Annotated in this window: 28 protein-coding genes and 2 pseudogenes; 10 read left to right on the forward strand and 20 right to left on the reverse strand. The window is 60.4% G+C overall.

Annotation, left to right across the window (positions count from 1 at the left end):
- Positions 1–75: 75 nt before the first annotated feature.
- Positions 76–1,188 carry an enoyl-CoA hydratase/isomerase family protein gene (locus tag DRB87_RS09670; RefSeq protein ID WP_130025740.1) on the forward strand — a complete coding sequence of 371 codons (1,113 nt, stop codon included), beginning with the start codon at positions 76–78 and terminating at the stop codon, positions 1,186–1,188.
- 38 nt (positions 1,189–1,226) lie between these two features.
- Here DRB87_RS09670 and DRB87_RS09675 read toward each other — a convergent pair whose 3' ends face one another.
- Both DRB87_RS09675 and lexA read right to left on the reverse strand, forming a co-directional pair.
- Positions 1,227–1,637 carry a hypothetical protein gene (locus DRB87_RS09675; protein ID WP_130025741.1) on the reverse strand — a complete coding sequence of 137 codons (411 nt, stop codon included), beginning with the start codon at positions 1,635–1,637 and terminating at the stop codon, positions 1,227–1,229.
- Positions 1,638–1,811: 174 nt separating this feature from the next.
- Positions 1,812–2,465, reverse strand: a complete 654-nt coding sequence (gene lexA / locus DRB87_RS09680; RefSeq protein ID WP_017232301.1) for a transcriptional repressor LexA — start codon at positions 2,463–2,465, stop codon at positions 1,812–1,814.
- Positions 2,466–2,717: 252 nt separating this feature from the next.
- On the opposite strand from lexA, the gene DRB87_RS09685 reads away from it, so the two are divergent.
- From DRB87_RS09685 to DRB87_RS23240, 7 genes and pseudogenes are all read left to right on the forward strand, one after another.
- The gene (locus DRB87_RS09685) at positions 2,718–3,749 is read left to right on the forward strand and encodes a sulfate ABC transporter substrate-binding protein (RefSeq protein ID WP_130025742.1); all 1,032 of its coding nucleotides are present in this window, start codon (positions 2,718–2,720) and stop codon (positions 3,747–3,749) included.
- A gap of 33 nt (positions 3,750–3,782) precedes the next feature.
- Positions 3,783–4,646: a sulfate ABC transporter permease subunit CysT gene (cysT, locus tag DRB87_RS09690; protein WP_130025743.1), complete on the forward strand. Its 864-nt coding sequence runs from the start codon at positions 3,783–3,785 to the stop codon at positions 4,644–4,646.
- 20 nt (positions 4,647–4,666) lie between these two features.
- Entirely contained in the window at positions 4,667–5,572 is a 906-nt protein-coding gene (gene cysW / locus DRB87_RS09695) for a sulfate ABC transporter permease subunit CysW (protein WP_130025744.1), read from the forward strand.
- A 27-nt stretch (positions 5,573–5,599) separates the two neighbouring features.
- Positions 5,600–6,688, forward strand: a complete 1,089-nt coding sequence (locus DRB87_RS09700; protein ID WP_130025745.1) for a sulfate/molybdate ABC transporter ATP-binding protein — start codon at positions 5,600–5,602, stop codon at positions 6,686–6,688.
- A gap of 144 nt (positions 6,689–6,832) precedes the next feature.
- Complete coding sequence (locus DRB87_RS09705) at positions 6,833–7,771, forward strand: CysB family HTH-type transcriptional regulator (RefSeq protein WP_130025746.1); 939 nt, start codon at positions 6,833–6,835, stop codon at positions 7,769–7,771.
- 215 nt (positions 7,772–7,986) lie between these two features.
- Positions 7,987–9,027: an asparaginase gene (locus DRB87_RS09710; protein ID WP_130025747.1), complete on the forward strand. Its 1,041-nt coding sequence runs from the start codon at positions 7,987–7,989 to the stop codon at positions 9,025–9,027.
- 101 nt (positions 9,028–9,128) lie between these two features.
- Positions 9,129–9,395 (forward strand): annotated as a pseudogene (locus tag DRB87_RS23240) (IS5/IS1182 family transposase); the annotation flags it as partial.
- Between the two features lie 230 nt (positions 9,396–9,625).
- On the opposite strand, the gene DRB87_RS09720 reads toward DRB87_RS23240, so the two are convergent.
- The 16 genes from DRB87_RS09720 to DRB87_RS23935 form a co-directional block, all read right to left on the reverse strand.
- Positions 9,626–11,011, reverse strand: a complete 1,386-nt coding sequence (locus tag DRB87_RS09720; protein WP_130025748.1) for an enoyl-CoA hydratase/isomerase family protein — start codon at positions 11,009–11,011, stop codon at positions 9,626–9,628.
- 3 nt (positions 11,012–11,014) lie between these two features.
- The gene (locus tag DRB87_RS09725) at positions 11,015–11,521 is read right to left on the reverse strand and encodes a MaoC family dehydratase (RefSeq protein ID WP_240756243.1); all 507 of its coding nucleotides are present in this window, start codon (positions 11,519–11,521) and stop codon (positions 11,015–11,017) included.
- A 39-nt stretch (positions 11,522–11,560) separates the two neighbouring features.
- Positions 11,561–12,520, reverse strand: a complete 960-nt coding sequence (locus DRB87_RS09730; RefSeq protein ID WP_130025750.1) for an ornithine cyclodeaminase family protein — start codon at positions 12,518–12,520, stop codon at positions 11,561–11,563.
- Entirely contained in the window at positions 12,505–13,374 is an 870-nt protein-coding gene (locus tag DRB87_RS09735; RefSeq protein ID WP_130025751.1) for a CoA ester lyase, read from the reverse strand. The genes DRB87_RS09730 and DRB87_RS09735 overlap by 16 nt, the downstream gene beginning before the upstream one ends.
- Positions 13,375–13,394: 20 nt before the next feature.
- Positions 13,395–14,129, reverse strand: coding sequence for an enoyl-CoA hydratase/isomerase family protein (locus DRB87_RS09740; RefSeq protein ID WP_130025752.1), 735 nt, complete (start codon positions 14,127–14,129; stop codon positions 13,395–13,397).
- Between the two features lie 44 nt (positions 14,130–14,173).
- Positions 14,174–14,749: an SDR family NAD(P)-dependent oxidoreductase gene (locus tag DRB87_RS09745; RefSeq protein ID WP_206100081.1), complete on the reverse strand. Its 576-nt coding sequence runs from the start codon at positions 14,747–14,749 to the stop codon at positions 14,174–14,176.
- Positions 14,722–14,937, reverse strand: a complete 216-nt coding sequence (locus DRB87_RS23930; protein WP_130025754.1) for an SDR family NAD(P)-dependent oxidoreductase — start codon at positions 14,935–14,937, stop codon at positions 14,722–14,724. Before DRB87_RS23930 ends, DRB87_RS09745 begins: the two co-directional genes overlap by 28 nt.
- A complete protein-coding gene (locus DRB87_RS09755) occupies positions 14,934–15,995 on the reverse strand; it encodes a TauD/TfdA family dioxygenase (RefSeq protein WP_130025755.1) in 1,062 nt (353 codons plus the stop codon). Before DRB87_RS09755 ends, DRB87_RS23930 begins: the two co-directional genes overlap by 4 nt.
- Positions 15,996–16,028: 33 nt before the next feature.
- On the reverse strand, positions 16,029–16,652 hold the full coding sequence (locus tag DRB87_RS23245) for an aminotransferase class I/II-fold pyridoxal phosphate-dependent enzyme (RefSeq protein WP_206100082.1): 624 nt from the start codon (positions 16,650–16,652) through the stop codon (positions 16,029–16,031).
- 5 nt (positions 16,653–16,657) lie between these two features.
- The gene (locus DRB87_RS23250; protein WP_206100083.1) at positions 16,658–17,254 is read right to left on the reverse strand and encodes a hypothetical protein; all 597 of its coding nucleotides are present in this window, start codon (positions 17,252–17,254) and stop codon (positions 16,658–16,660) included.
- A 90-nt stretch (positions 17,255–17,344) separates the two neighbouring features.
- The gene (gene dpgA / locus DRB87_RS09765; RefSeq protein WP_206100084.1) at positions 17,345–18,415 is read right to left on the reverse strand and encodes a 3,5-dihydroxyphenylacetyl-CoA synthase DpgA; all 1,071 of its coding nucleotides are present in this window, start codon (positions 18,413–18,415) and stop codon (positions 17,345–17,347) included.
- Positions 18,412–18,657 (reverse strand): hypothetical protein, encoded by a 246-nt coding sequence (locus DRB87_RS09770; RefSeq protein WP_130025756.1) that lies wholly within the window; start codon positions 18,655–18,657, stop codon positions 18,412–18,414. The genes dpgA and DRB87_RS09770 overlap by 4 nt, the downstream gene beginning before the upstream one ends.
- Positions 18,654–19,142 carry an enoyl-CoA hydratase/isomerase family protein gene (locus DRB87_RS09775; protein WP_165385268.1) on the reverse strand — a complete coding sequence of 163 codons (489 nt, stop codon included), beginning with the start codon at positions 19,140–19,142 and terminating at the stop codon, positions 18,654–18,656. The genes DRB87_RS09770 and DRB87_RS09775 overlap by 4 nt, the downstream gene beginning before the upstream one ends.
- On the reverse strand, positions 19,139–19,627 hold the full coding sequence (locus tag DRB87_RS09780) for an MATE family efflux transporter (protein WP_370363822.1): 489 nt from the start codon (positions 19,625–19,627) through the stop codon (positions 19,139–19,141). The genes DRB87_RS09775 and DRB87_RS09780 overlap by 4 nt, the downstream gene beginning before the upstream one ends.
- The gene (locus tag DRB87_RS09785) at positions 19,591–20,526 is read right to left on the reverse strand and encodes an MATE family efflux transporter (protein WP_130025758.1); all 936 of its coding nucleotides are present in this window, start codon (positions 20,524–20,526) and stop codon (positions 19,591–19,593) included. The genes DRB87_RS09780 and DRB87_RS09785 overlap by 37 nt, the downstream gene beginning before the upstream one ends.
- A gap of 311 nt (positions 20,527–20,837) precedes the next feature.
- Positions 20,838–20,969 (reverse strand): hypothetical protein, encoded by a 132-nt coding sequence (locus tag DRB87_RS23935; RefSeq protein WP_255501470.1) that lies wholly within the window; start codon positions 20,967–20,969, stop codon positions 20,838–20,840.
- Between the two features lie 787 nt (positions 20,970–21,756).
- Here DRB87_RS23935 and DRB87_RS09790 point away from each other — a divergent pair.
- Positions 21,757–22,485, forward strand: coding sequence for a PAS domain-containing protein (locus DRB87_RS09790; protein WP_130025759.1), 729 nt, complete (start codon positions 21,757–21,759; stop codon positions 22,483–22,485).
- A 154-nt stretch (positions 22,486–22,639) separates the two neighbouring features.
- A pseudogene (locus tag DRB87_RS09795) lies at positions 22,640–22,988 on the forward strand (transposase); the annotation flags it as partial.
- A gap of 231 nt (positions 22,989–23,219) precedes the next feature.
- Here DRB87_RS09795 and glxR read toward each other — a convergent pair.
- Positions 23,220–24,101, reverse strand: coding sequence for a 2-hydroxy-3-oxopropionate reductase (gene glxR / locus DRB87_RS09800; protein ID WP_130025761.1), 882 nt, complete (start codon positions 24,099–24,101; stop codon positions 23,220–23,222).
- 237 nt (positions 24,102–24,338) lie between these two features.
- Positions 24,339–25,130, reverse strand: coding sequence for a hydroxypyruvate isomerase (gene hyi, locus DRB87_RS09805; RefSeq protein ID WP_130025762.1), 792 nt, complete (start codon positions 25,128–25,130; stop codon positions 24,339–24,341).
- Positions 25,131–25,162 lie beyond the last annotated feature (32 nt).

The following is a 25,162-nucleotide window of genomic DNA, read 5'->3' on the forward strand; positions in this document are numbered from 1 at the left end:
TGGAAAGAAAGCCGGTGCCTCGCACCGGCTTTTTTATTGTCCGTTCCCTTGACGTTCTTGAAGCATTCGCCAGACATGACCGAATTTGTTAGCACCGATATCCGCGGCCGCATCGGCTTCATCACGCTGACCCGACCGAAGGCGCTCAACGCGCTCTCGCACGACATGATTCGCGCGATCACCTCGGCCCTCGATGCATGGCGCGACGATCCGCACGTGCTCGCCGTCGTCCTGCGGGGCGAGGGGGAGAAGGGTTTGTGCGCGGGCGGCGACATTCGCTATTTCCACGAGGCGGTGAGCGCGGGGCGCACCGACATCATGGATTTCTTCACTGACGAGTACACGCTGAACTACACGATCGCCACCTACCCGAAGCCCTATATCGCGCTGATGGACGGCGTGGTGATGGGCGGCGGCATGGGCATCTCGCAGGGGGCGGCGTTGCGACTGGTCACGGAAGCCACGCGCATGGCGATGCCCGAGACGGCCATCGGACTGTTTCCCGATGTGGGCGGCGGACGCTTTCTCGCGAATCTTGCCGGTCATCTTGGCGAGTACCTTGGCACGACGGGCGTGGTGTTCGGTGCCGTTGACGCATGCGAAATCGGTCTGGCCGACGCGGTGGTGCCGCGTACCGAATTACCAGTGCTCTGTGAACGGCTGGCGAGCGGCGATTGGCCGGGCAGTGACGCGGTACTCGACGCGGCGCGCGCGTTCGCCCGGCAAAGCGTGCCGCCCGCCGGACTGGCCCCGGCCAAACTTGCGCCGCTGCGCGACGTGATCGACCATCACTTCGGTCTGCCGGATCTGCCGGCGATCCTGGCGTCGCTCAAGCGTGAAGCGAGCTGCGAATTCGCTGGCTGGGCGCAGGAGACGGAAGATCTGTTGCGCGCCAAGCGCTCGCCGCTGATGGTTTGCGTCACGCTGGAACAGGTGCGCCGCGCACGCAGGCTGTCGCTCGCCGACGAGTTGCGCGAGGAGTGGCTGATGATGCGCTGCGTCTTCAATCTTGACGGCCGTACCGGGGCGGAGGGCATTGAAGGCATTCGCGCGATGGTCGTCGACAAGGATCATGCGCCGCGCTGGCAGCACGCCAGCATCGAAGCGGTCACATCTGCCGACATCGCGCGATTCTTCGATGGCGATCGGCTTGGCGCGGACCATCCACTGCGCGAACTCGGGCGATAAGCCCGTTGCGCCGTGGAGGGTAGCGCTGGCCCGAGGGCTTATACCGCAGCCTGACAGAACTGATCGCCAACGGCCAGATCGAGTTTGCGGCAGATGTCGGCGATGCTGCCGACCATGACGATGTGCGACATGTCGCGATAGACGCGTACCTCGTGCCCGGTTTGCGCGTCGCGTTGCTGAACATCGCGCACGCTGCGCGATGCCTTGACCGCTTTTGCGGTGGGGCATGCGCGACGCGTCGCCGATGCCACGGCGGCGGCGAGTGTGCGGGGCAGGGCGGTGGAGCGCGAGCGCGCAGGCACGGTGTAGGAGCGTGCGATGGCCGGGGCGGCGGCAAACGGGCCGGACAGGGCCGAGAGACCGTACACCGCAGACAGCCGCGTCTGCGACGGCACGCGCACGCGGGGTTGACCAAAAGACGTACGCAGCAAACCAAAGAGTCGAGCCATGATGCGATCCTTCCTCCAATGTGGGTCTGAGGGGCGCGTCCTGCCACGACCTTCGCGAATCGTGGGCACAGCAGGGCACGGGCGCCGGACCCAGCCCGGCGCAGTCGGAAATGCAAATCTTCAGTGAGTGGGGCGCTGCGTTATCGAGACGCGGCGCAGCACCCGGGGTTGCGTCTAGAGGTCGTTGTTGCGGATCAGGCCGACCGCAATCCCTTCCAGCGCAAAGTCGCCGCTGCCTTCATTGACATCGATGTTCTCGAAGTCGGGGTTTTCGGCGATCAACTCGACGCCGCCGGGCACACGGTGAAAACGTTTGACGGTCACATCGTCGCCAATGCGTGCCACGACAATCTGGCCCTCGCGCGCGTCAGCGGCTTTTTGTACCGCCAACAGATCGCCATCGAGAATGCCCGCGTCGCGCATGGACATACCGCGCACCTTCAGCAGGTAATCGGGCTGGCGCGCGAACATGTTCGGGTCGCACTGAAAGTTGCGTTCGATATGTTCCTGCGCCAGGATCGGGCTACCTGCGGCAACGCGCCCGACGAGCGGCAGCGACAGTTGCATCAGGCCCATATGCGGCAAGGTGAACTGATGCATGCCGCCCGCTTCGTCGAGCCGCTTGAGGCGGATGCCGCGCGATTGGCCGGCGGCCAGTTCGATCACCCCTTTGCGCGCCAGCGCCCGCAGGTGCTCCTCCGCGGCATTGGCGGAAGAGAAGCCGAGTTCGGCGGCGATCTCGGCACGCGTCGGCGGAAAGCCGGTGCGCTCGATCGCTTGTCGGACCAGTTCGTAGACCTGCTGTTGGCGAGCAGTAAGTTTGATCATGGCATCACTGTATGGAAGCACAGGTGGCTGTATTTTTGTACAGTGTTTGCAAAAACGCAAGGGAAAACTTCATGGACTGCATGAAGTTGCTGTCCCGCGCGTGAAACGTTGCATTCCCGCAGGATCCCCCGCCGGCGCGAACGCGCTAATCCATGATTCGATATAAACAATCGCTTAAAGATTATTTTTAATTATTTAGACGTCCCCATAGACTGGCCTCCTACAGATGAAAAACGAGAGGGAGTGCAAGTCATGAGCCAAGCCATATGGGGATGGAGAGCCAGGCGTCTGGGTGCCGCACTGGGAGGGCTGGCACTGACCGCCGGCCTGTCGATTCAGGCACAGGCCGCAAGTCTTTCGCTACTCAACGTGTCGTACGACCCGACGCGTGAGTTGTATGCCGACTACAACAAGGCATTCGAGGCGCACTACAAGCAGACCACTGGCGACACGGTGACGCTCAAGGCCTCGCACGGCGGCTCGGGCAAGCAGGCCCGCACCGTACTCGACGGCGCACCGGCCGACGTCGTGACGCTCGGCATTTCTGCCGACATCGACGAACTGGCGCAGGCCGGTCTCGTGAACAAGGATTGGCAGAAGCGCCTGCCCGACAACGCCACGCCGTACACGTCGACCATCGTGTTGCTCGTGCGTAAGGGCAACCCAAAGCAGATCAAGGACTGGAACGATCTCATTAAGCCGGGCATCAGCGTTGTTACGCCGAACCCGAAGACGTCGGCCGGTGCCCGCTGGAATTATCTCGCCGCGTGGCTCTACGCACTCAAGCAACCGGGCGGAAACGAGCAGACCGCGAAGGCCTTTGTCGCGGCGCTCTACCACAACGTGGGGGTGCTCGATTCCGGCGCGCGAGGTGCCACCACCACCTTCGTCGAGCGCGGCATCGGTGACGTGCTGATTGCCTGGGAAAACGAGGCGCTGCTTTCGGTGAAGGATCTCGGTCCGGACAAGTTCGACATCGTCGTGCCGTCGTCATCGATTCTCACGGAGCCGCCAGTCGCCGTCGTCGACAAGAACGTCGACAAGCACGGAACCCGCAAGGCCGCCGAAGCGTATCTGCAATGGCTGTATTCGCCGCAAGGGCAGGAGATTGCCGCAAAGCACTTCTACCGCCCGCGCTCGCCGGAGATCGTCAGGAAGTATGCGTCGCAGTATCCGAAGCTCAAGCTCTACACAGTCGACGCCGACCTGGGCGGGTGGACGAAGACGCAGGCCAAGCACTTTGCCGACGGCGGCATCTTCGACCAGATCTACACCAAGAAGTAACCCCGGAATCTCGGAAGACAAAGGGACGCACGCATGAGTACCGCACTGTTTCCTCTCTGGCGCAAGCCGAGCGCCTTGCCGGGCTTTGGCCTGACGATGGGCTACACCGTCGCCTATCTGAGCCTTGTGGTGCTGGTGCCGTTGCTGATGGTGTTCATCAAGGCCAGCTCGCTCGATTGGGCGAGTTTTGTCGCCGCCGTGAGTTCGCCGCGCGTGCTGGCCTCTTACCGCCTCACGTTTGGCCTCTCGCTCGCGGCGGCCATTCTCAACGCGGTGTTCGGTTTCGTGCTGGCCTGGGTGCTCGTGCGCTACAGGTTCCCCGGCAAGCGTTTCGTTGATGCGCTGATCGACCTGCCATTTGCCTTGCCGACGTCGGTCGCGGGGATCGTGCTGGCCGCGATCTACGCGCCGAACGGCTGGATCGGACGCTGGTTCGCGCCGCTCGATATCAAGATTGCCTTTACGCCGTTGGGCATCTTCGTGGCGCTGACCTTCATCGGACTGCCGTTCGTCGTGCGCACGCTCCAACCGGTGCTCGAGGCATTCGAACGCGAACAGGAAGAGGCCGCCGCGTGCCTGGGCGCAACCCGTTGGCAGACACTGCGTCACGTGATTCTCCCGGCGGTGCTGCCCGCGCTGCTGACCGGTTTTGCGCTGGCTTTTGCGCGCGCGGTGGGGGAGTACGGCTCGGTTATCTTCATTGCCGGCAACATTCCGATGGTCTCGGAAATCACGTCGCTGCTGATCGTCACCAAGCTCGAGCAGTACGACTATGCGGGCGCCGCGGCGCTGGCCGTGGTGATGCTGGTGATCTCGTTCGTGTTGCTGCTGTTGATCAATACCCTGCAATGGTGGCTGCAACGCCGTCATACGGGCCGGCGCGCCAGTGGCGCGTGATTCAGGAAAACGTTTCGATCATGTCCGATTCACTTGCACTGTCGCCGGCCTTGCTGCAACCGTCCCAGGTCCGCCGGGCCGATCCGACCGACGAGCCTGCGTTCGTCAAGGCCGCACTCATTGCCGTGGCGTTGTTGTTCTTCGCCTTGTTTCTGCTCTTGCCGCTCGCGTCGGTCTTCGTCACCGCGCTGGGCAAAGGCTTCGTCGCGTACTGGGTTGGGTTGACGAACGACGACGCGCTGTCAGCCCTTCGTCTCACGCTGCTGATCGCGGTCATCGCCGTGCCGCTCAACCTGGTGTTCGGTGTGGCGGCGTCGTGGGCGATTGCGCGTTTCGACTTCAAGGGCAAGAGCGTACTCACGACACTCATCGACCTGCCGTTTTCGGTCTCGCCGGTGATCGCGGGCATCACGTTCCTGCTGATCTTCGGCCGTCAGGGACCGCTGTGGGACTTTCTCGACGCACACAACCTGAAGATCGTGTTCGCGCTGCCCGGACTGATACTCGCGACGGTGTTCGTCACGTTCCCGTTCGTCGCGCGCGAACTGATTCCGCTCATGCAGGCGCAGGGCAGCGAAGAGGAGGAGGCGGCGCGCGTGCTGGGGGCCAGCGGCTGGCAGGTCTTCACGCGCGTGACGCTGCCGAAAATCAAATGGGGCCTGCTATACGGCGTGATCCTTTGCAATGCACGGGCCATGGGCGAGTTCGGTGCCGTGTCGGTCGTCTCCGGGCATATTCGCGGCGAGACGAACACGCTGCCGCTGCACGTGGAAATTGAGTACAACGACTACCACACGGTGGGCGCATTTGCGGCGGCGTCGATTCTCGCGTTGCTCGCGCTCGCCACGCTGGCGCTGAAGCTGTGGGCTGAGCGCAAGCTGGCGCAGGACAAGGCCGCGCGTCGCGAAGACGCCGTGCAGGCTTGAGCCGATATCGCTTCGAGGAGCAAGACAATGAGCATTCAGGTACAACAGGTGTCGAAACGTTTCGGCGATTTCGCGGCACTCGACGACGTCACGCTCGAATTCCCCACCGGCGAGCTGGTCGCGCTGCTTGGGCCGTCCGGCTGCGGCAAGACCACGCTGCTGCGGATCGTCGCGGGGCTGGAGTTCGCCGACGCCGGTCGCGTGGTGCTCAACGGCGAAGACGTGGCGACGGTCGGCACGCGCGAGCGTCAGGTCGGCTTCGTGTTCCAGCACTATGCGCTTTTCCGTCACATGACCGTATTCGAGAATGTGGCATTCGGCCTGCGCGTGAAGTCGCGCCGCGAGCGGCTTTTGGACGCGCAGATCCGCACCAAGGTGCATGAGCTGCTCAGCCTGGTGCAACTCGACTGGCTGGCCGATCATTATCCGGCGGAACTCTCGGGCGGACAGCGTCAGCGTATTGCGTTGGCGCGTGCGCTGGCCGTCGAGCCGAAAGTGCTGCTGCTCGACGAACCTTTCGGGGCGCTCGACGCCAAGGTACGCAAGGAGTTGCGCAGTTGGCTGCGCCGGCTGCACGACGAGCTGCACATCACCACGATCTTCGTCACGCACGATCAGGAAGAGGCGCTCGAAGTGGCCGACCGTATCGTGCTGATGAATCGTGGCAAGGTCGAACAGATCGGCGCGCCGCAGGACGTGTACGACACGCCGCGCAGCCCGTTCGTCTATGAGTTTCTCGGCGCCGTGAACCGTCTGCCGGGCGAGTTGCGCACGCACGACTTCATTGCCGATGTCGGTGCCGGCGGGGGGACATTTCGCGTGACGGTGCACAAGGACGATCTGCCTGCCGCGCCGCAGGACGGTCGTGCGATGGCGTACGTGCGCCCACACGATCTCGCGCTGCTGCCGGCGCACGACGGCGGGCCTGGGATCGACGTGGCCGTGCGCCGGGCGATTCCGCTGGGCGGCACGGTGCGCGTGGAACTTGCCGCGCCGGGCGGGGCGGTGTGGGAGGCGGAACTGACCCGCTCGGGCTGGCAGGCGCTTGGCGCGCAAAGTGGTGCGCCGCTGCGGGCGGTGCCGCGTCAGTTGCGGGTGTTTGCCGCGCCGGCGTGAGCCGAACGGCGCATCGACGGGGCGAACCCGCGCAAGCCGTGTCGTCAACCCGAAAGACATGATCGACGATCGAAGAAGACGTTACGACGAAGACGTCATGACCAAGACGTCACGAAACGATAAGCACCAGGGTGGAGTCCCCTCATGAATTTTCAGCAATTGCGCTACGTGCGCGAAGCCGTTCGGCAGAACCTCAACCTGACGGAAGCCGCCAGTGCGCTGTACACGTCGCAGTCGGGCGTGAGCAAGCAGATCAAGGATCTCGAAGACGAACTTGGCGTGGATGTTTTCGTGCGTCGCGGCAAACGGCTCACGGGACTTACCGAGCCTGGCAAGGCCGTGCTGCAACTGATCGAGCGCATGTTGCTCGACGCCGAGAACCTGCGCCGTGTGGCGCGTCAGTTCGCGGATCAGGACAGCGGCCATCTCGTGGTGGCAACGACCCACACGCAGGCGCGCTATGCGCTGCCGCAGGTGATCAAGCAATTCACGAGCGTCTATCCAAAGGTGCATCTGGCGCTACGGCAGGGCAGCCCGCGTCAGATCGCGCAGATGGTGATCGACGGCGAGGCCGACATCGGCATCACGACCGAGGCGCTCGATCGCTTTCCCGATATCGTCACGTTCCCGTGCTATTCCTGGCATCACGTCGCCGTCGTGCCGAAGGATCACCCGCTCACCGGGTGCGAGCGCGTCACGCTGGCGGATATCGCCGACTATCCCATCATCACCTACGACGGCGACTTCACGGGTCGCTCGCATGTGGACAAGGCGTTCTCGGACCAGGGCCTGGTGCCGGACATCGTGCTCACCGCGCTCGATACGGACGTGATCAAAACTTACGTCGAGATTGGATTGGGGGTAGGAATCGTGGCGGCGATGGCCGTCGATCCGCGCAAGGACCAGGATCTGGCGGTGCTGGAACTCGACAACGCGTTCGAGCCTAGCACGACGCGCATCGGCATGCGTCGCGGTGCGTTCCTGCGCTCGTATGCCTACCGCCTCATCGAAATGCTGGCCCCGGCGCTCAAGGAGCAGGACATCTCGACGCAACTGCGAGAAGCGCTCGACTTCGCGGCCTGACGCGCCGTCGTGCCGGGGCGAATGCGCGCATGGGTAAGCGGCGACAGGCGTTGTCTGGCGCTATCAGGGGTCGTGAGGCGTCGTGAGGCGTCGTGAGGCGTCGTTAAGCCCGCCGCTGCCGGCCGGGGGTGGCCCGGCCACGATTCCGTCCAACGCGGCGGGATCACTATTTTCAGCGATTGGGAAGCCGGGCAGTATTGGATACAATCATTGCCATGACTTCGACCTCATTCAACCCGATTCCCCATTACACGGTGTCGTCGGGCGATCTGCCGCGCATCGCGTTGCTCGCCACGGGCGGCACGATCGCGGGCAGCGCGTCCGACGCCACGCGCACGGCCGCTTATCAGGCCGGGGCGCTCGGTATCCAGGACTTGCTCGCGGCGGTTCCGGCGCTGGGCAGCGTTGCGCATATCCACGCGGAGCAGGTCGCGCAGATCGATAGCAAGGACATGAGCGTGGCGCTCTGGCAGAAGCTGGCCGCGCGCGTGAATGCGTTGCTCTCGCAGCCCGATGTGGCCGGTGCGGTGATTACCCATGGCACCGATACGCTTGAAGAAACGGCGTACTACCTGCATCTGACGGTCAACAGTCGCAAGCCGGTGGTGCTGACGGCGGCGATGCGCCCCGCGACGGCGCTCTCGGCCGACGGCCCGCTCAACCTGCTCAACGCCGTGCGCGTGGCCACCGACCCGATTTCGGCCGGACGCGGCGTGATGGTCGCCATCAACAACCAGATTCATTGCGCGCGCGACGTCATCAAGACAAGCACTTATAAGGTCGATGCGTTCCACTCGCCGGAGATCGGCGTGCTCGGCTGGGTGCAGGACGAACGCGTGGCGTATCAACGCGCGGCGTTGCAGTACCACACCGTCGAGAGCGAGTTCGTCGGGCTCTCGGGCGAATTGCCGGCCGTGGAAGTGGTGTCGAGCTACGCGGGCGTGTCGCGTATCGCGGTCGATGCGCTGGTCGACGCGGGCGTGCAAGGTATTGTGGTTGCGGGCACGGGGAACGGTTCGCTGCATTCGCTGCTGCAACAGGCGCTCTCGGAGGCCGTGCAGCGCGGCGTGGCGGTCGTGCGGGCGGCGCGCGTGGGCAGCGGGCACGTGATGCATAACGGTGCGGCACCCGACGATCAGTACGGTTTTGTGAGCGCCGGCAACCTGCACCCGTTCAAGGCGCGTGTCTTGCTGATGCTGGCCTTGCAGGCCGGCGTGCCGCGCGAGCGCATGCAGAGCCTGTTCGACGAGTATTGACGTTCAGATCTCAGGAAACGCTGCTTTTTTTGGGGCACAGCGGTGCTCGAAGACGTGTCCGAAGAGGTCGTCGCGATGGCGTACAGCAGTAGCCCACGACGATGGCGCGACAAATCGGCGATGTGGAAGCGGACGGCGCAGACAAGAAGCGAATGACCCGGCGTCAGCGTTTCCTGGACGAGATGGGGTAGCTCGTGCCGTGGCCGCGAATGTTCACTGCAATTGAGCCGTACTATCCGAAGCGGGCAGACGCGCTGTACGACAGCACCACGATGCGATCGTTTTCCGGAATCGATCTGAGTGTTGAGAACGTGCTGGATGCGACCACGCTGCTGAAGTTCTGGCGTTTGCTGCTCCTAGATGAACTGAGGTGCAACTGTTCAGTCTGTTCGCCCTGGCGAATCTGGTGATTGCGCGAAACGGGCTACTTTCAGCGCATAAGAGTCGTCCGTCATGGGTGTGAACTGCTGTATTTGAAACGCTTTTACGCCCCCTTCGAACTGGCTGCACTTCACTTTGGCATCGAATTTTGCCGTGAACATCGCCGAAAATCTCGCGCGAAGCTTTTAATCGGCGTTTTCATAGCGCGTCTTGCCCATCATGACCGATTGCGTCGCGTCCAGAACTGTTCAAGGTTACGAATGATCTCGGTGCCATACATGCAGCGCGCCTGCTCGCGGCAAAAAGTCGCCAGATAGCCGCGGAACTGGTCCAGTGGCTCGGTCGCATGACGAAATGCCTTGCGATTGCTAACAATGCCGCGCGAGCCGAGGTCGACGATCTCTGCGGCAATGCGGTCGATCGCCACATCCATATCGGCCGCGCCCACCACTTCATCAACCAGCAGCCTGCCTTCGATACTGTCCACAGCCACCTTATGGTTCCGGTAGATCAGGCGGTTTGCCAAGCGTCGTCCGACGTACTGCGGCAGGCGCAGATTGGCGACACCGGGAATGAAGCCTTCGGAACGCGCCGGCAAAGAAATGAACGCCGATGATTCCGCTATGACGTGGTCGCAGACTAACAGTAGCTGGCAGCCGCCACCTATGGCATGTCCGTCCACCGCCGCCACCCAGGGCTTTTCCAGTCCCAGGTCCGGGGCATCCGCCCATGGCGAGCCGCCGCCCCACAGCCCGCGATGCAGTTTGCTCACCAAGCCCAATTCGCGTTCGATATAGAACAGGAAGGGCAATTGCCCCGAATATAGCTTGGTCAGATTGACGCCCGAGCAGAACACACGGCGGCCTCGATACTTCTGGTGCAGCATAATCCCGCCGCGCAGCACTCCGAGTTCGGTCCCGCCATCCAGCAGCACCACGTCGATGGCCAACTCCATGGCACGCACCACATCATCGTCTTCGGCGTTCAGATAGCGCGGGTTGCATAGGCTCAGGTAGCCCTGTCGACCACGTCGCTGCAGGCGCACCAAGCCAAGCTCCAACTCGCTGCCAGCTTGGTAAGCCGGCAGTATTTCATGCGCCTCGGGCAGCGGCAGTCGCATCGACGCCATCAGATGCCGGCCGACGCGTGGTTGGGCCAGCCACTGCGCCAGCACCAGGCCGACGCTCAACTCATGTCCCAATTTGTCGTTCAATACCAGCGCCGCGTCCTCACTTAGCTGCGCTGGCGTCGGCAACAGACCGGGGACTTGCGTCGCTGCCAGCGTCACTAAAGCATCTATTCGCGGAGAATCGCTGAAGTCTCGAGTCAGCAGGCTATAGATACCTTCCCCGTGAACTGCAACAAGGGCTGCGCGGGCATCCGCTACGGCTTCGCGAAACAGTCTTACCAGCCGGCGTTCGCCATCGCCCCATACGGAGCGGGGCGGCAAGGCCGCCAGCAGCAAGTTCAGCCCCTCTTCACACCACTGCCGCAGTTGTTCGCTCTGACCAGTATGCCATTCCAGAGCTGGCACCGGCGCGCTCAGCAGCCAGTCGCCCAGGGCCGGCATGTCGCGCAACGTGTCGTCGGCATCAAGAGCCATCGTTTAATAATCCATCTTGTCGTCAACAGCGTGGCCGCGTTTGGGCACCAAGACCGTTCTACGATACTCGCAGACCACCACGCCATGCTGATTCTTTCCAGTCGTTTTGACCTCAACGATGCCGGCGTGTGGTCGCGAGTTTGAATCGCGCTTGAACAATACTTCACTCTCGCCGTACAGGGTGTCGCCAGCAAACAGCGGTGCCGGCATGCGGATATCGGTCCAGCCCAGATTTGCGATAGCTTTTTGGCTGATATCGCTAACGCTCATGCCGCCCAGGACCGATACGGTGAAGCCACTGGCGATTATGGTGCGGCCGAACTCGGTCGCTTTGCCATACTCGTTATCGAAGTGCAGCGGGTGGGTATTCATCGTCAGTAGACTAAACCAGATATTGTCGGCCTCGGTAATCGACCTACCGGGACGATGCTGGTACACGTGCCCTATCTCGAAATCCTCGAAGTAGCGGCCATAGCTGGCACGGAAGACATTTGGTGCCACTTGTTTCATCTCCCTACTCATTTTTCTCTCAACTCCATAAGACGAGTGCTACGTCCCTAGTAGCCCCAGCTTCCTGATAAAGTGATCGACTGCCAGCAAATCGAGGAAGGCATGACCAGTGGAAGAAAACACGGTTCGTTGCAGTTGCAGTTGAGCAGGGTCCAAGGTGCTCAGCCGTTCCAGCGAATACGCGCTGCGATGCACTTCGCCCGCCTCCTTCAACGCCGTCTGCATATCTTCTACGATGACGATGGAATCGTGAGCCAGCACCTCGACCGGGATTTCACGCGAAGCCGGCGTGTGATTGCCGAAGCAATTAATGTGCAGGCCGCCGGCGCGCTTCAAGACGGACGCGGCCAGTAAGGGGACCGTCGCCGTGGTCGCGGTGCTGATGATGTCCGCATCTTGCGCCGCCTCTTCCGCACTACTGCATGCGTTCAGATGAATTTCCGGGAATCGCGGCTGATGCTCACGCACGAAAGCGGCCACCCTCTTGGCATTGCGTGAATAGATGTTGACCTGTTCAATGGGACGCACAGTCGTCGCCGCGCGCAATTGCGACGATGCCTGCACGCCACTACCGATCAATCCCAGAACGCTGGCGTTGCGCGGCGCACACAGGTCTGTGACAAAGGCCGCAACGGCTGCGCATTTCAGATGGGTGACGGCATCACCATCGAAGATGCCAATCAGTCGCCCGCTGCTCGCTGAAAAAGCGGCCACTAGCGCATGGACACTCTTCAACTCCGGATTGCGCTGAGGAATGACGGTACCAAGCTTGGCGACAAATAGCTGGTGAGTCTCGCTATAAGCTGGCATCGTATCGAAGGCGAAGAAAGGCTCATCGCGCTGGATGCTGCTGCGCAGAGGAACAGTCACGCCCTCCAGCCCGACCGCGTACGCTGTGCGCATGTTGTGCGCAAGTTCGGCGATATCTCCGACGGCACTGAGCGCTACATAGTCCAGACAGGCCGGGCCGGCGGTGGGGCGGTTCAATGCCCCGTGCATGCCTGTTCTCCTTGGAGGCGCTGATACAACCGCAACATTTTGTGCGCGCGCGCCACGAAGGGTGGGGCGATGATGCTGCCGTTGACGATGGAAAATCCCGTCTGCGCATCGGCATAGGCGGCGATGGCGCTGCGGTAGGTCTGCAACTCTTCTTCCGGCATAGCAAAGACGCGTTTGACGATGGCCACTTGGGCAGGATGCACAACCGCGCGAGCGGTGAAGCCCTCGGCTCGGCCTTCTCGGCAATCCAGTTCGAACGCCGTCAGGTCCATGATGTCGGCACTGCTTTCAAAGTTCGCGGTGTCGATGGCCGAAATTCCGTGCTGGGCGCAAGCCGCGCAGAACCTGCCGCGCGCATAGGCGAGATAGGTGGCGTTGCTGCGGTACATGGATGCAGTCATATCAACCCGTCCAAACATCATGGCGTCGCTAAGTGCGGCGATCTGTTCCAAATGCTCCACTCCCTTGGGTGTCTCAATGATGGGAATGATATGGATCGCCAATGCATTCTCGTTCAATATCGAGCGGCACAGCGTGACTTCAAAGTCCGACTCAACTTTTGGCAACTGAACGAAAGCGACGCTGGTGGGCATTTCGCGCAGAAATTCGATCAGCGCGCACAAGTCCTGCAATCCAGTCAACGACATCAGACTGTTGATTCGGATACCGAATCGTATGCCGGTTGCCAACAACGGCCTGAGGTCAAGCGTCGCCAACATGTTGCGCGCGTGTTCCTTGTGCCGTGCATGAACCGAATCTTCGAGATCGAGAATCACGACATCGCTACCAAAGCTGGGGTCGTCGGCCTGCGGATTGAACTTCAGCAGCGAGGTGTTGATATAGGAAGTATCCATGCAAGTTCCATGTCCAGGAATTACTGGTCCGTCTCAGTCAACTTGGCGTAGCACCGGTGCTGGGCTGCCAAGAAATGACCAATGCTGTCCTCGTAGGGGGTGGAATAAGACTCCTCCAGCAAACGTCGGCTCATTTGCGTAGCGACCCGGCCATTCGTCGCAGTACGCGCGATGATGGAGGCCAGATGCTGCGGAAACTCTGCCACCGGGCAGACGGCGTCTACTAGACCCTGCGCCAAGGCGTCATGGGCGCCAAACGAGCCATTCAGCAGCATCAACTTACGTGCCGGACGCAAGCCGATTTGCATAGCGAGGCGGAACATGCTAATACCCGGCAGGTAACCCTGAGCCAGTTCTGGCACGGCGAAACTGCTCTCGTCACTGGCTAGGCAAGCGTCCGCACACAAAGCGATCTCGAAATGGGTTCCGCTGCACGCGCCATCCACCAGCGCTACGCTGAGCGGAGCCAACCCGCGAAAGCGCTTCAGCAATTGTTCGCGTTTGCTATATAAGTGCAGGTTCGGCAAGCTGAGGGCGTCATCTTGACGCGTCAGCCCCAGACCTTGAAAAACGATTAGGCGGCAGCCCGCGTCAGCCTCAATGCGGCAGAGCACCCCTTCCAGACGGGCCAGAAAAGCGGCGTTCTGCATCCCGTCAGCGTCCGCAGCCTGACAATCAACCAAGGCGACGCCAGGCATGCGGCTGATGCTATCCAGCGCATCTTGCTTATTTCGATCAGCCACTAGTTTCAGCATGAAAGATTTCCTCACATCGATTAAATTGAGCGGGCGGCGAATCTTCAGGCGGCGCTGTCGCCCCCATCGATAACGATATGGCCACCGGTCATCCACGACGATTCCTCAGAAGCAAGGAAGAGCGCCGCGCCAGTCATGTCCTCCGGCACGCCGGTGCGACCCAGCGGCAGTTCCTTGGAGCGCTCGCGCCACAGTTCCGGCTTGTCGCGCCATTGGTGGGCATTGCCATTTGTAGCGGTCAAGCCCGGCGACAGGGTATTAACGCGGATGCCGTACTGAGCCAACTCCAGCGCGGCGCTCTTACTCAGCATCGCCAGCGCGGCCTTACTGCACTGGTAGGAACTAAGTCGGCTGATCGCCTTGTAGGCGCTGACTGAGGCAATGTTGATGACGCTACCGCCAGCCTTGCGCTGGATATTTGCGCGCGCAAAGCGCTGCGTCGTAAAGAAGGGGAAGCGACTGTTGATCCGGAACGTGTGGTCGTAGTCTTCTTGAGAATGCTCTAAGAAGGGGGTTTCCGCGACGACGCCAACATTGTTGACCAGGATATCCGCCGGCCCCAGCAGCGAATCGGCTGCCGCGAACAACTGTTCTACTGCATCGTCATCTTGACAGGCCAAACGAATCCACTCGACCGCCGTCCTTGCAGTGCCGCTTCCATTGCAAGCACCTGCGCGCCCTCGCCATGCTGATAGGCAGTCACGAGTAGATCTGCACCTTCATGCACGAAAGCGCAGGCGATAGCCAACCCAATGCCGTTCGAACCACCAGTGACGATGGCCTTTTTGCCCGCCAGCCGGTCGCTCATGCTGGCGCTCCAAGCAGCTCATTGTGCGCCACGCGTTGCCCGGAGCCAGTATCGGGGTGAATGCCACCACGCAAAGCGCCGGAGTCGACCGCGCCGTAAGAAGATCGGTAAGTCTCCGGCAATTCCCTGCTGTTGGGCACTGACAGCCAGAGCCGCAGCAAATTGCGGTGCTGAGCGGGATCCACATTGTTTCGGAAGGAGCGTCGCGAGTGGTAGGTCACGAAAGAATTGAAGAAAAGCATCTGCCCCGGTTCCAACACGAAGGAATAGCTGAAGCGCGGATCGTTGCACACAGCATCGAGGTAATCGAGCGCCTCGATCTGGGCAGGCTGCAGCCGCGGCGCGCGCGGATCGTCTTGTGCCCAGTCGATAAAATCGCGCAGATAGGTGCTGACAAAGCGGCCGTCATGCACGGCGAAAATGGGGCGCATCTCCAGTAACCGTTCACCGGGCGCATCCCACTTCGGTTTAGCGTAGCAAAAGGGACGATATAGCACGTCCAAAAGATCGGGACGGGTGCGCAGAATCTCATCGTGCACTGCGATGCTGCTAAGCAGCAGGGACTCGCCACCCTCGGCGGCAGTATGCAGAGACAGCATGCCGACCACATCGCACAGGTCGGTATGGTATTGCAAGGCGCCACGACTATGCACGCCACGCACTTCGGGATCATCCGGCTCGCCGCCGGCATCCTTGATACTCATCATCAGTTCGCCGGCATCGGACTGCGATACGCAGTCGCCCAAGTATTGAGACAGGCCCCAGAAAAGGCAGCGCATCTCTTTTTCACTGTATTGCCGCGAGGGCAAGCCATCCACTCGCACCGCGCCGCGCCCATTTTCTAGCTCGACTCCTAGGCGATGCAAGGTGACGGCTAATGTATCCAGAGGGAGGTCCTTTGCGTGCATTTGCTCCAGCGGCTTATCGCTGTTCATCGCCCGCGCTAGGGCGCCATTCAGTTCGGCCAGCTCTTCGGCCGTCAACCTGTGTACCCAGGCCGGATCGCTGCTCAGTTGCGCGGCGCTCCAGGCCAAATTGGTCTTGATTTCAGTGTGCATATGCGTTCCCTTCCATGCGCAGTCAGAGTGTGGTCAACCCGCTTGCACCACAGCCGCAGCCTCGACCGGCACGCAATTGATGATGCGCACCAGATCCGTGATTTCGTCGCACGTCTGGCCCGCGCGCATCATCACGCGTAGGCCGGCCGTGCCGCGTGCTACGACCGGGAAGAAGACCGGAGACACGTAGTAGCCAGCTTCGTACAGTTCGATCGCGCACTGGACCACGTCCGTATCAGGCACGCTAACAAGACGAATCGGGAAACTGGATCCGGCTTGCGGCGTCGGCCGCAGCTCGTCAAACAATGCGATGTTCGCCGCCAGCTTTTGCTGCAGTTGTCCCAGTTCCGGCGTCCGATGGATGTCAGCCGACGCTAGGCAGGCACCGACGGCGGCCGTATTCATCGGCTGGGAATAGCCGATGGCACCGGCGTAGCGGTCTATGATGCGCAACTCCTGCTGGCTGCGCTGGCCCAACATGATGGCCGCCCCGCTAGCGCCAAAAGCCTTATTGAGCGTGGCGACCACAATCGTGCGACCATCCAGTTCCTGCAAATGGGATCGCACATAGCCGACGCCGCGCTCCCCATAGGCCGACAGCGAATGGCTGTCGTCGTAATAAATATGCAGATCGTATTTCTGCTGCAGTTTGGTCAACTCCTCTACTGGCGCGTAGCCCCCAAGCTGTCGGCACCATCGCAAACATAGGAGACGGTGCCGTACTTCTTGCAGGCATCCTCAATGAACTGCAGGTCATGGTGGGGGCAGGTTTCGACTTGTGTTTCGTCGGCACAGATGGGCTTGGTGTGCAGCATGGAGACATGGCAATTCTTGTCAAAGACCATCACTGGCTTGCGGCCACCGGTCAGGTGACCGGAGGCGATCAGTGGAAGCACGCCCGAGGTCGCAACGCTGGCCGAAATTGCGGTGACGATTTGCGAGCGGAACAGCTCGGACAGAGACGTTTCAAGCTCAATCAATGCCGGGATCTGGACGCGCGCGCGCGTAATGCAATGATCGAGTACGCCAAAGCGGCGAAGGGCCTCGATCGCCCCATCTATGATTTTCGGATGCTGGTCGAGGTCGAGATAGGAGCAGCAACTGAAATTGGTGAAGCTATGCCCATCAGGAGTATGTAGGCGGTTGTTGCGCAACTCGCCCACAATTCCGGCCAAACCGTGGCGTTCCGCCTCGTCCCAGAATGGGTTGCCGATGCTGACCATCTTCTCATTGTTCCTGAACAGATTACGTGTCTTCATCCGGATACCTTTCGTGATTTAGCTCTGCTGTTTAGGTGCAACTGCCTGTCCCGCCGAGCAGGGAGAGAGATGCCGCAGACTTCTGGGCGCTTAGAAGCGGGCCAAGCAGCATTCGATGGTGGCGCCGGGTCCCATCGTCATCATCACGGCATATTCGCCACGTTGAGCCACGTCTTCCTCAATCAGGCGCTGGTGGGAAAACAGGAAGGAGCCAGAAGACAGATTGCCCAGGTCTTTCAGCACAGCTTCCGTATGCCGCATTGCATGCGAGGAAAGGCCCAGATTAAACTTGATCGCATCGATCACCTTGCGGCCGCCGGAATGGATGATCCAATGCTTGATGTCATGCAGCTTCAATCCGAATCTGCTTAGCAGAGCCCTGATAGGTTGCTCAACGTTGTTGCCGATGACATACGGGACGTCACGGTCGAGGTAGAACGAATATTTTCCTTCTTCGTAATCGAAGCGCATGGCGTCAATATGCTCTTGCATCATGTGCGAAGTGAAGCCAAGAATCTCCGGCGCGGTGCGCGAGACGTCTGCCCCCTGGTAGCCGAACACGGCTGCCGCAACACCGTCGCCGAACAGGGAATTGACGACCGCTGTGCGCATGCTCATGTCGAAGACGTACGAGGCAGAGCAGATTTCCGCGCAGACCAGCAAGCTGCGGCTGCCCGGGTGCAGGCGGCAGAAATTGACCAGCGGCTGCATTCCGTTCAGACCGGCGTTGCAGCCCATGCCGACCACGTCCAGGCGGTGCACGTCGCTGCGCAGGCCGGCGGCCTTGATCAGATGAGCCGACAGGCCGGGACACAGGAAGCCGGTCGAGGTAACACAAACGATATAGTCGATGTCGGTCGCTTGCAGGCCGGCACGCTCCAGTGCGCGCGCGATTGCCGCTCGGCCAGCCACAATGGCTTGCTCGCGGTGCTTGCGAGCGAGTTCTAGGCCGCTTTCATCGGCAAGGCGGCCGCTCTCATTGGGCTCTCCCAGGTTGAGAAAGCGAGAAGAGACATGGGTACTGGAAAACAGCTTCGATATCTTTCTGTCCGTAACACCAAACAATTCGACCAGTTCTTCTTGGCGGTACCTTTTCCCAGGATTTTCCGTGGCGACACTCAACAACCGAGGACCTTCAGCGTGCATGCTTCCCGCATTCATGAATTCACCCTTCGAAAGTTCTGTTCATATAAAAACGCTTGTGTAAAAGCTTCAAACTCGCGCTGCATGGAATGCGTTTCCGCGCTCAGCAACTTTTTGGCCAAGCGCAGTGCCATTGGATCGACCGCCGCCGCCTGCTCGGTCAGCGCCATGGCGTAGCTGCGATAATCCTCGCCCTCATAGGCCACCAGCCCCCAATTCCAAGCCTGAAATGCGTCGAGGCGATGCTGGAACAGGATCATTTCCTTGGCTCGCCCAAGCCGATCAGGGTCGGCAGGCGCCGTATGCCGCCCGCTGCCGGCGTCAATCCCAGACTCAATTCCGGCAGAGCAAAGATGGCGCCTGGGCTGCAAACTCGCAGATCGCAGGCAAGCGCCAGTTCCAGCCCGCCGCCGATAGCGGCGCCGTTAATGCATGCCACTGTAGGAATAGGCAATTCAGCAAGCTGATCGAAGACAACGCGGCTAAGCAGCTCGATACCATCCTTGAAACACCGTCCCTTCAACTCTTCGCGATCGGCTCCGGAGCAGAAAGAGCGCTCGCCCGCGCCGCAGATCAACAAGGCGCGTAGGGCCGGCTGGGACTTAATTTCCTGCAGGGCGGCCAACAGGGATTCCAGTAATGCGGTGTTGTAAGCATTGGCTCGTTCAGGACGGTTCAACTGCAGAATGCAGATGTGCTCCCGGCCAGCCTCAGCCGGCAGTTTCAGCAATAGGTCCGCGCTCATGCGGTTCCTCCCTTCGCGGCCAACCGCCGTGAAGGGGCTCGTGCCAGATGCCGGGAAAGGAGTAGGTAGCGGGCGAGCATCAGTAGCGCAGCTACGGTTAGACCGATGACGAATCCCCACCAAACCTGCTGCGCCGCCGCATCTGGCCGATGCGCAGCGCGCCAGGCGAGCGGAAAACCAATCAGCCAGTAGGCAACGATGCAAATCAGTAAAGGCCGGCGGGTATCCTTGAAGCCGCGCAGGGCGCCACCGCATGCAACCTGCAATCCGTCCGACAGCTGGAAGGCGGTAGCGATCAGCAACAGTGAAGCGGCAAGCGCGGCGATCTTGTGATCGGCCGAATACAGCAGGGCAATCTGCCGATGAAAGATCAGTAAGAACAGGGCCGACACGGTCATGACGGCGAAACAGACTAGGATCCCGCAGACGCCCCGCCAGCGCGCTTCGCTCAGGTTACCCTCACCCACTGCATGCCCCACCCGCACCGAAATTGCTGCCCGAGCGCCATCGGGATCATGTACATGATCGAGGTGTAGTTCATCGCAATCTGATGCGCGGCCACTGCGCTAATCGAGACGGTGCCCATCATCAGGGTTACCGCGATGAAAAATCCATTCTCGGCCAGGACCGTGCCAGAAATCGGCAAGCCCAAGCGGAGAATCTCCAGCACCGCCAGCGGCCACGGCCTGGCAGTCGGCGCGCGCCGCAACAGTACAAAGCGGCGCGAGCCGAGGATATAGCCCAACATCAGCAACAGCATCAACCACATCGACAGAGCACTGGCGACGCCACAACCTACGCCTCCCAGTGCGGGCGCGCCCAGATAACCATACATAAAGACGACATTGCCTGCGACATTGAACAGCAACCCTACGACGGAGATGCCGAGAATCAGACGGGTCAAGCCCATTCCTTCCAACACGAAGCGAAAGACGAGAAAACAACAGACGGCTGGCGCGCCCCAAGAGATCGCGTGCACAAAGCGCTCTCCCATCTCACGCAGAGCGGGGTCAATTCCCATCGCCACCAACAAGGGCGCCGTTAGAAACTGCAGGGCCGCCAATATGAGCAGAGATAGAGGCAAGGCCAGCAACAGTCCGTGGCGGACATAACGACCAATCTCGTCATGATTTCCTGCACCGTAGTGCTGCGAAACGAGTGGCGACAGTGCCGTCAGCACGCCTTGTGAGGCCAGGAACAATAAGAGCCAGACATTGCTGCCGATACCAACGGCCGCCAGGTCGAGGCCGCTGATACGTCCTGCCATTATGACGTCGATGAAATGCATCGCCGAGATCAGCAGATTGCTGCCAACCAATGGCCACGCCAGAGTGAATAGGGAACGCACCTCACGGCGAAAGGTAAAGCCGTTGTGATTCATCATGATTGACAAGCGCCGTGGCGCTTCTTTAGGCTGCGCCACGATACGGAAAATAGGTGCGTCAACAATGAAGTGGCGGAGTTTGCAACGCTTTTCATTGAGGAATTTAATAAATTTATTGGCAATATGAACCGCCCCGGGTTTTTAGGAGACTCTACCTTTTGAGAGAATGAAGTTCAGAGGAAATCAGTTAAGTTTTACTCGGAAGGTCGCATGGTCAGAGAAGCGCGCCGCGATCATCTGTCTCAGCGGGCAGTTGTCGGGTCGATCGCTGTCAAGATCGGTCGCATGCCGCAGACTTTGTTGAACTGCGTTTACCGCACGAGCGCGATACGGAGTGGCGCGGCGGCGCGAGCGTTGCTCAACAGCAGCAAATCAAGACGCTTGAGTACGAAGCCAAGGAACTGCGTAAAGCCGATGAGATCCTGAAGCTGGCCAGTGCGCATTCTCGTGCAGGCGGAGCTCGACAGCCGCTTCAAGTCATGAGTGCCTTCATCGAATCCTAGTGCTCACCGACCAATCGTCGCAATACGTAGAAAATACGAGGATGCCAATCTCTGTGAGTAGGTGCGTATGTCTGGCCCACTTGCGAAAGCCGGACAAGAGGTGACGTGTGAGTAATCTTAAAAAAGCCGCGCAAACGAACATGCTGCCCGGGTGTTTGGCGGAACCGCATAGCGGCTCAAATAGACCGCGTGACGGGCCTCATCTGGGTGCACGCCACCGTCGAATCCGTCCCAAGTATGGGATTCGAAATTCGACAGCTCATGTAAATTTTTGACTTTTCGGTGATAGCTTCTCTTTTCCTGCGCAATACGTTCGATCATCAAACGATATGAGCATATTTTGTTGTATTCGACGCTCTGAAAGATCACGTTCGGGATGAGTCTGTCGGCACAGGCATCTCCCACCTTATCGACGGCGACGACATATCATTCTTCATCTCGGAACTGGTGCCGGGCTGCTCCGTCGGTCCGCATTATCGTCAGGACGATTCCGAGATTTACTTCGTCATCCGCAGCGAAGGGCTGATGTGAACGTTAACCTTGCCGCATCGCACAGAGACCGCATTGCATGACTAATCGCTCGTTGCTCAAGAGCGAGGCTAACTTGATAGGTCGATTGGAAAATGCCGGAGTCTGGCATTTCGTTCTTCTCTTTGCGTGTCGGCGAGAACACCTGTTGAGCGATCGCGTGTGTTGGTTGACGAATCTATGAATGGGGAGCAAATGAATGGACCGTGCAGTTGATCGCAATTTTGAACAGTATTTTGATACGGCGCCAGGCTGCTGGGGTTGCAAAAACGAGAAATCGGTTTTCATGTATGCGAATGAAACCTACGCGAACCTTGTCGGAATACGTCAGCATCGAGACATTATCGGGCGTACGGATTTCGATATACCGTGTAAAACCATCGAATGCGCGGAAGACTTCCAAATACAGGATAAGGAAGTCATGTCATCGAATCGCGCGCTCCGGGTTTTCGACTGGCATCCTTATGCCGATGGATCTTGGCAGGCGCATATCTTCACCAAAACTCCAATGCACGCCCAAGACGGAGCCATCATCGGGACAATATTCCACGGCGAGGATATTTCGGCGTTTCCTGATTATCGGGCTTTGGGCCCATTGCTCCAGTGCATGAAAGGCGAGCAACCACGAAACACGCCTTCGCGGCAAACGACCTATTTGATCGATTCAGCGCCCGATGATCCAGGCTTGACTCCCCGAATGCGTGAAGTGCTGTTTTTTATCCTACGGGGGTGGAGCGCGAAAATGATCGCCCAGGTGTTAAGTGTCTCGCATCGCACCATCGAAATGCACGTGGATGTGTTACGAAGCAAATTTGGCGCTCACAACCGTTCGGAACTGACCGACTCCGGCATCGCTCTGGGTTATTTCAATCGCATTCCCGAGTCTCTATTCAATCAACAACTGTCGGTAGTGTTAGAGAGCTACTAGGGAAACGCCAATTAATAGGTCATCGCGCGAGATTTTCGGCGGTAGCGACGCTAGAACTCGATCCCGAATTGAAGGGCAGTCATGTTCGAGGGGTGACATGCCCGCCAGAAAGCCGAGTACCTTGGCCTAGAGATTTTCTCAGGCGAGGTCACATTTGTGTGCCCAACGTTATTTGCTCAAGGAAGGCACGGCGGTGGATGCGGCGCTAATAGCCGCGCTCAGCTCAATGAAGAAGCAAAGCAGCGAACGAGCCCCCGAATTGCATCAGGCCAAGAAGGGCAACCAGCGGCACTTCGATATGAAAGGGTATATCGGCGTCGATGCCGACTCGAGCCTGGCCCATTTCGTGGTGGACATGGGGCCAACGTCAGCGATGTCACGCGAGCTCGCGCCTCGGTGTGTGGCAAGGACGCCGACATGACCGGAGATCCCGGCTACGAGGTTATTGACAATCGTGAAGAGATGCAGAGGTGCAGAAGCTGAAGTTGCGTTGGAACGTGGCGTCCTGCCAGATTTCGCAGCGTTTGCTCCCCTGCGGCGCTGTGCCGCTGATTCGGAGCGACCGAACGAGTTCTGAACACCGCCATTAGCGGGTCGAGCGGCGCGCTACGCTTCAGCTTAGGCGCCAGCTTCTATCTGAAGGCGTTGATCTGGCGCCGGACCTTGCGGCCCGGCGCCCATCGTCATCCACCGCATCTCCCTGATGGCCTGACGCTGCCTACGTGGTCAATGCCTTACGCCACGGTATGGTTGGCCAGCATTTCCAGCGCACGCACCATGCCCGAGTGATCCCACGCGGCGCCGCCGTTGGCGGCACAGGCGTTGAACAGCTCCTGGCACGTGGCCGTGTTCGGCAACGATACGCCGAGGGCCTTGGCGCTCTGCAACGCCAAATTCAGATCCTTCTGGTGCAGCGCGATGCGGAAGCCCGGCTCGAAGTTGCGCTTGACCATGCGCTCGCCGTGCACTTCGAGAATGCGCGACGACGCAAAGCCACCCATCAGCGCTTCACGTACCTTGGCGGGGTCTGCACCTGCCTTCGATGCGAACAGCAGGGCCTCGCCCACGGCTTCGATCGTCAGCGCGACCACGATCTGGTTGGCGACCTTGCAGGTCTGCCCGGCACCGCTCTCGCCCACGAGCGTGATGTTCTTGCCCATCAGTTCGAAGAACGGCTTCACATCGTCGAACGCCGCTTGCGAACCGCCGACCATGATCGACAGCGTGGCGCCCTTTGCGCCGACTTCGCCGCCGGAGACCGGAGCGTCGAGGTACTCGCAGCCCAGCGCCTTGACCTTCTTGGCGTATTCCTTCGTTTCGATCGGCGAGATGGAGCTCATGTCGACGACGATCTTGCCCGCCGTGAGGCCTTCGGCCAGACCGTCCTGACCGAACAGGACGGCGCCCACGTCAGGGGTGTCCGGCACCATCACGAAGACGATGTCGGCGCGCTTGGCGACTTCCTTGGCCGACGTGCAGACCGTGGCCTGACCGTCGATCAGGTCTTGCGGGGGCGTGCGGCGCTCATACAGGAACAGCTTGTGACCGGCGTTCTGCAGATGCTTCGCCATCGGCGCGCCCATGATGCCCAGACCAATGAAACCGAGTTGTGCCATTTCGAGACTCCTTGTTGCCAAAGTTTGAAGTGTTGTCGCTGACGAGCAGACGAGTGGGGCGGTCGTGCAGCTTCGCGTCCCCCGTGCTCCGGCCGCATGCCCCCTGCATGCGGCCGGCGGGGCCCTTCCTCGTCGAAACCCTGTCAGCCGGCGCACCGCCTCGGGCGAATACGCCTTCGTTTCGTCCGCACGCCACCGGGGGAGATGCCGTGCGGGGTGTATGGGGGAGCGTAGGAATTACGCCGCTTCGCGCAGGCCCGCTGCCTTGAACCAACCGAGGCCCTCGGTCGTGGTGGTGGCGGGCTTGTACTCGCAACCGATCCACCCCTGGTAGCCGATACGGTCGAGGAACGCGAACAGGTAGGCGTAGTTGATCTCGCCCGTGCCCGGTTCGTTGCGGCCCGGGTTGTCCGCCAGTTGCACGTGAGCGATGCGCGCCAGATTCGTCTCGATGGTCTTGGCGAGTTCGCCTTCCATGCGCTGCATGTGATAGATGTCGTACTGCAGGAACAGGTTGTCCGAACCCACGGCGTCGAAGATCTCCAGCGCCTGCTTCGTGCGGTTCACGAAGAAGCCGGGAATGTCGTACGTATTGATCGGCTCGACCAGCAGTCGGATGCCTTCGGCCTTGAGGGCATCGGCGGCGAAGCGCAGGTTCGAGACGAGCGTGTCTTGCGCGACTTGCGTCGACAGATCCGCGCCTTGCTTGCCCACGAGGCAGTTCAGTTGCTTCACGCCCAGCGCCTTGGCGTAGGTGATGGCTTCGCCCACACCGTCGCGGAATTCGGCCACGCGCTCCGGGAAGATCGCGATGCCGCGCTCACCCGCATCCCAGTTGCCGGCGGGCAGGTTGTGCAGCACGAGGTCGAGCTGGTACTGGTTCAGCTTGTCTGCGATCTGGTCGCGATGAAACGCGTACGGGAACAGGAACTCCACGCCGCGAAAGCCCGCTGCGGCGGCCGCCTTGAAGCGGTCGAGGAACGGCACCTCGTTGAACAGCATGGTCAGATTGGCGGCAAATTTCGGCATTGCGCTGACTCCTCTTTCTCTCTTTTAGGGGG

This window comes from Pandoraea sp. XY-2 (assembly GCF_004193915.1).
Lineage (GTDB): Bacteria > Pseudomonadota > Gammaproteobacteria > Burkholderiales > Burkholderiaceae > Pandoraea > Pandoraea cepalis.

Coding starts and splice junctions, on each gene's coding strand:
- DRB87_RS09790 (WP_130025759.1), top strand. CDS start 21,757: ATGGACCGTGCAGTTGATCGCAATTTTGAACAGTATTTTGATACGGCG.
- DRB87_RS09705 (WP_130025746.1), top strand. CDS start 6,833: ATGAATTTTCAGCAATTGCGCTACGTGCGCGAAGCCGTTCGGCAGAAC.
- DRB87_RS09720 (WP_130025748.1), bottom strand. CDS start 11,011: ATGGCTCTTGATGCCGACGACACGTTGCGCGACATGCCGGCCCTGGGC.
- DRB87_RS09740 (WP_130025752.1), bottom strand. CDS start 14,129: ATGCTGAAACTAGTGGCTGATCGAAATAAGCAAGATGCGCTGGATAGC.
- DRB87_RS09670 (WP_130025740.1), top strand. CDS start 76: ATGACCGAATTTGTTAGCACCGATATCCGCGGCCGCATCGGCTTCATC.
- dpgA (WP_206100084.1), bottom strand. CDS start 18,415: ATGAATGCGGGAAGCATGCACGCTGAAGGTCCTCGGTTGTTGAGTGTC.
- DRB87_RS09735 (WP_130025751.1), bottom strand. CDS start 13,374: ATGGATACTTCCTATATCAACACCTCGCTGCTGAAGTTCAATCCGCAG.
- DRB87_RS09730 (WP_130025750.1), bottom strand. CDS start 12,520: ATGCACGGGGCATTGAACCGCCCCACCGCCGGCCCGGCCTGTCTGGAC.
- DRB87_RS23930 (WP_130025754.1), bottom strand. CDS start 14,937: ATGAGCGACCGGCTGGCGGGCAAAAAGGCCATCGTCACTGGTGGTTCG.
- DRB87_RS09775 (WP_165385268.1), bottom strand. CDS start 19,142: ATGAGCGCGGACCTATTGCTGAAACTGCCGGCTGAGGCTGGCCGGGAG.
- cysT (WP_130025743.1), top strand. CDS start 3,783: ATGAGTACCGCACTGTTTCCTCTCTGGCGCAAGCCGAGCGCCTTGCCG.
- DRB87_RS23250 (WP_206100083.1), bottom strand. CDS start 17,254: ATGAAGACACGTAATCTGTTCAGGAACAATGAGAAGATGGTCAGCATC.
- DRB87_RS09685 (WP_130025742.1), top strand. CDS start 2,718: ATGAGCCAAGCCATATGGGGATGGAGAGCCAGGCGTCTGGGTGCCGCA.
- DRB87_RS09675 (WP_130025741.1), bottom strand. CDS start 1,637: ATGGCTCGACTCTTTGGTTTGCTGCGTACGTCTTTTGGTCAACCCCGC.
- hyi (WP_130025762.1), bottom strand. CDS start 25,130: ATGCCGAAATTTGCCGCCAATCTGACCATGCTGTTCAACGAGGTGCCG.
- cysW (WP_130025744.1), top strand. CDS start 4,667: ATGTCCGATTCACTTGCACTGTCGCCGGCCTTGCTGCAACCGTCCCAG.
- DRB87_RS23935 (WP_255501470.1), bottom strand. CDS start 20,969: ATGCGCACTGGCCAGCTTCAGGATCTCATCGGCTTTACGCAGTTCCTT.
- DRB87_RS09710 (WP_130025747.1), top strand. CDS start 7,987: ATGACTTCGACCTCATTCAACCCGATTCCCCATTACACGGTGTCGTCG.
- lexA (WP_017232301.1), bottom strand. CDS start 2,465: ATGATCAAACTTACTGCTCGCCAACAGCAGGTCTACGAACTGGTCCGA.
- DRB87_RS09700 (WP_130025745.1), top strand. CDS start 5,600: ATGAGCATTCAGGTACAACAGGTGTCGAAACGTTTCGGCGATTTCGCG.
- DRB87_RS09725 (WP_240756243.1), bottom strand. CDS start 11,521: ATGAAACAAGTGGCACCAAATGTCTTCCGTGCCAGCTATGGCCGCTAC.
- DRB87_RS09770 (WP_130025756.1), bottom strand. CDS start 18,657: ATGATCCTGTTCCAGCATCGCCTCGACGCATTTCAGGCTTGGAATTGG.
- glxR (WP_130025761.1), bottom strand. CDS start 24,101: ATGGCACAACTCGGTTTCATTGGTCTGGGCATCATGGGCGCGCCGATG.
- DRB87_RS09785 (WP_130025758.1), bottom strand. CDS start 20,526: ATGATGAATCACAACGGCTTTACCTTTCGCCGTGAGGTGCGTTCCCTA.
- DRB87_RS09755 (WP_130025755.1), bottom strand. CDS start 15,995: ATGCACACTGAAATCAAGACCAATTTGGCCTGGAGCGCCGCGCAACTG.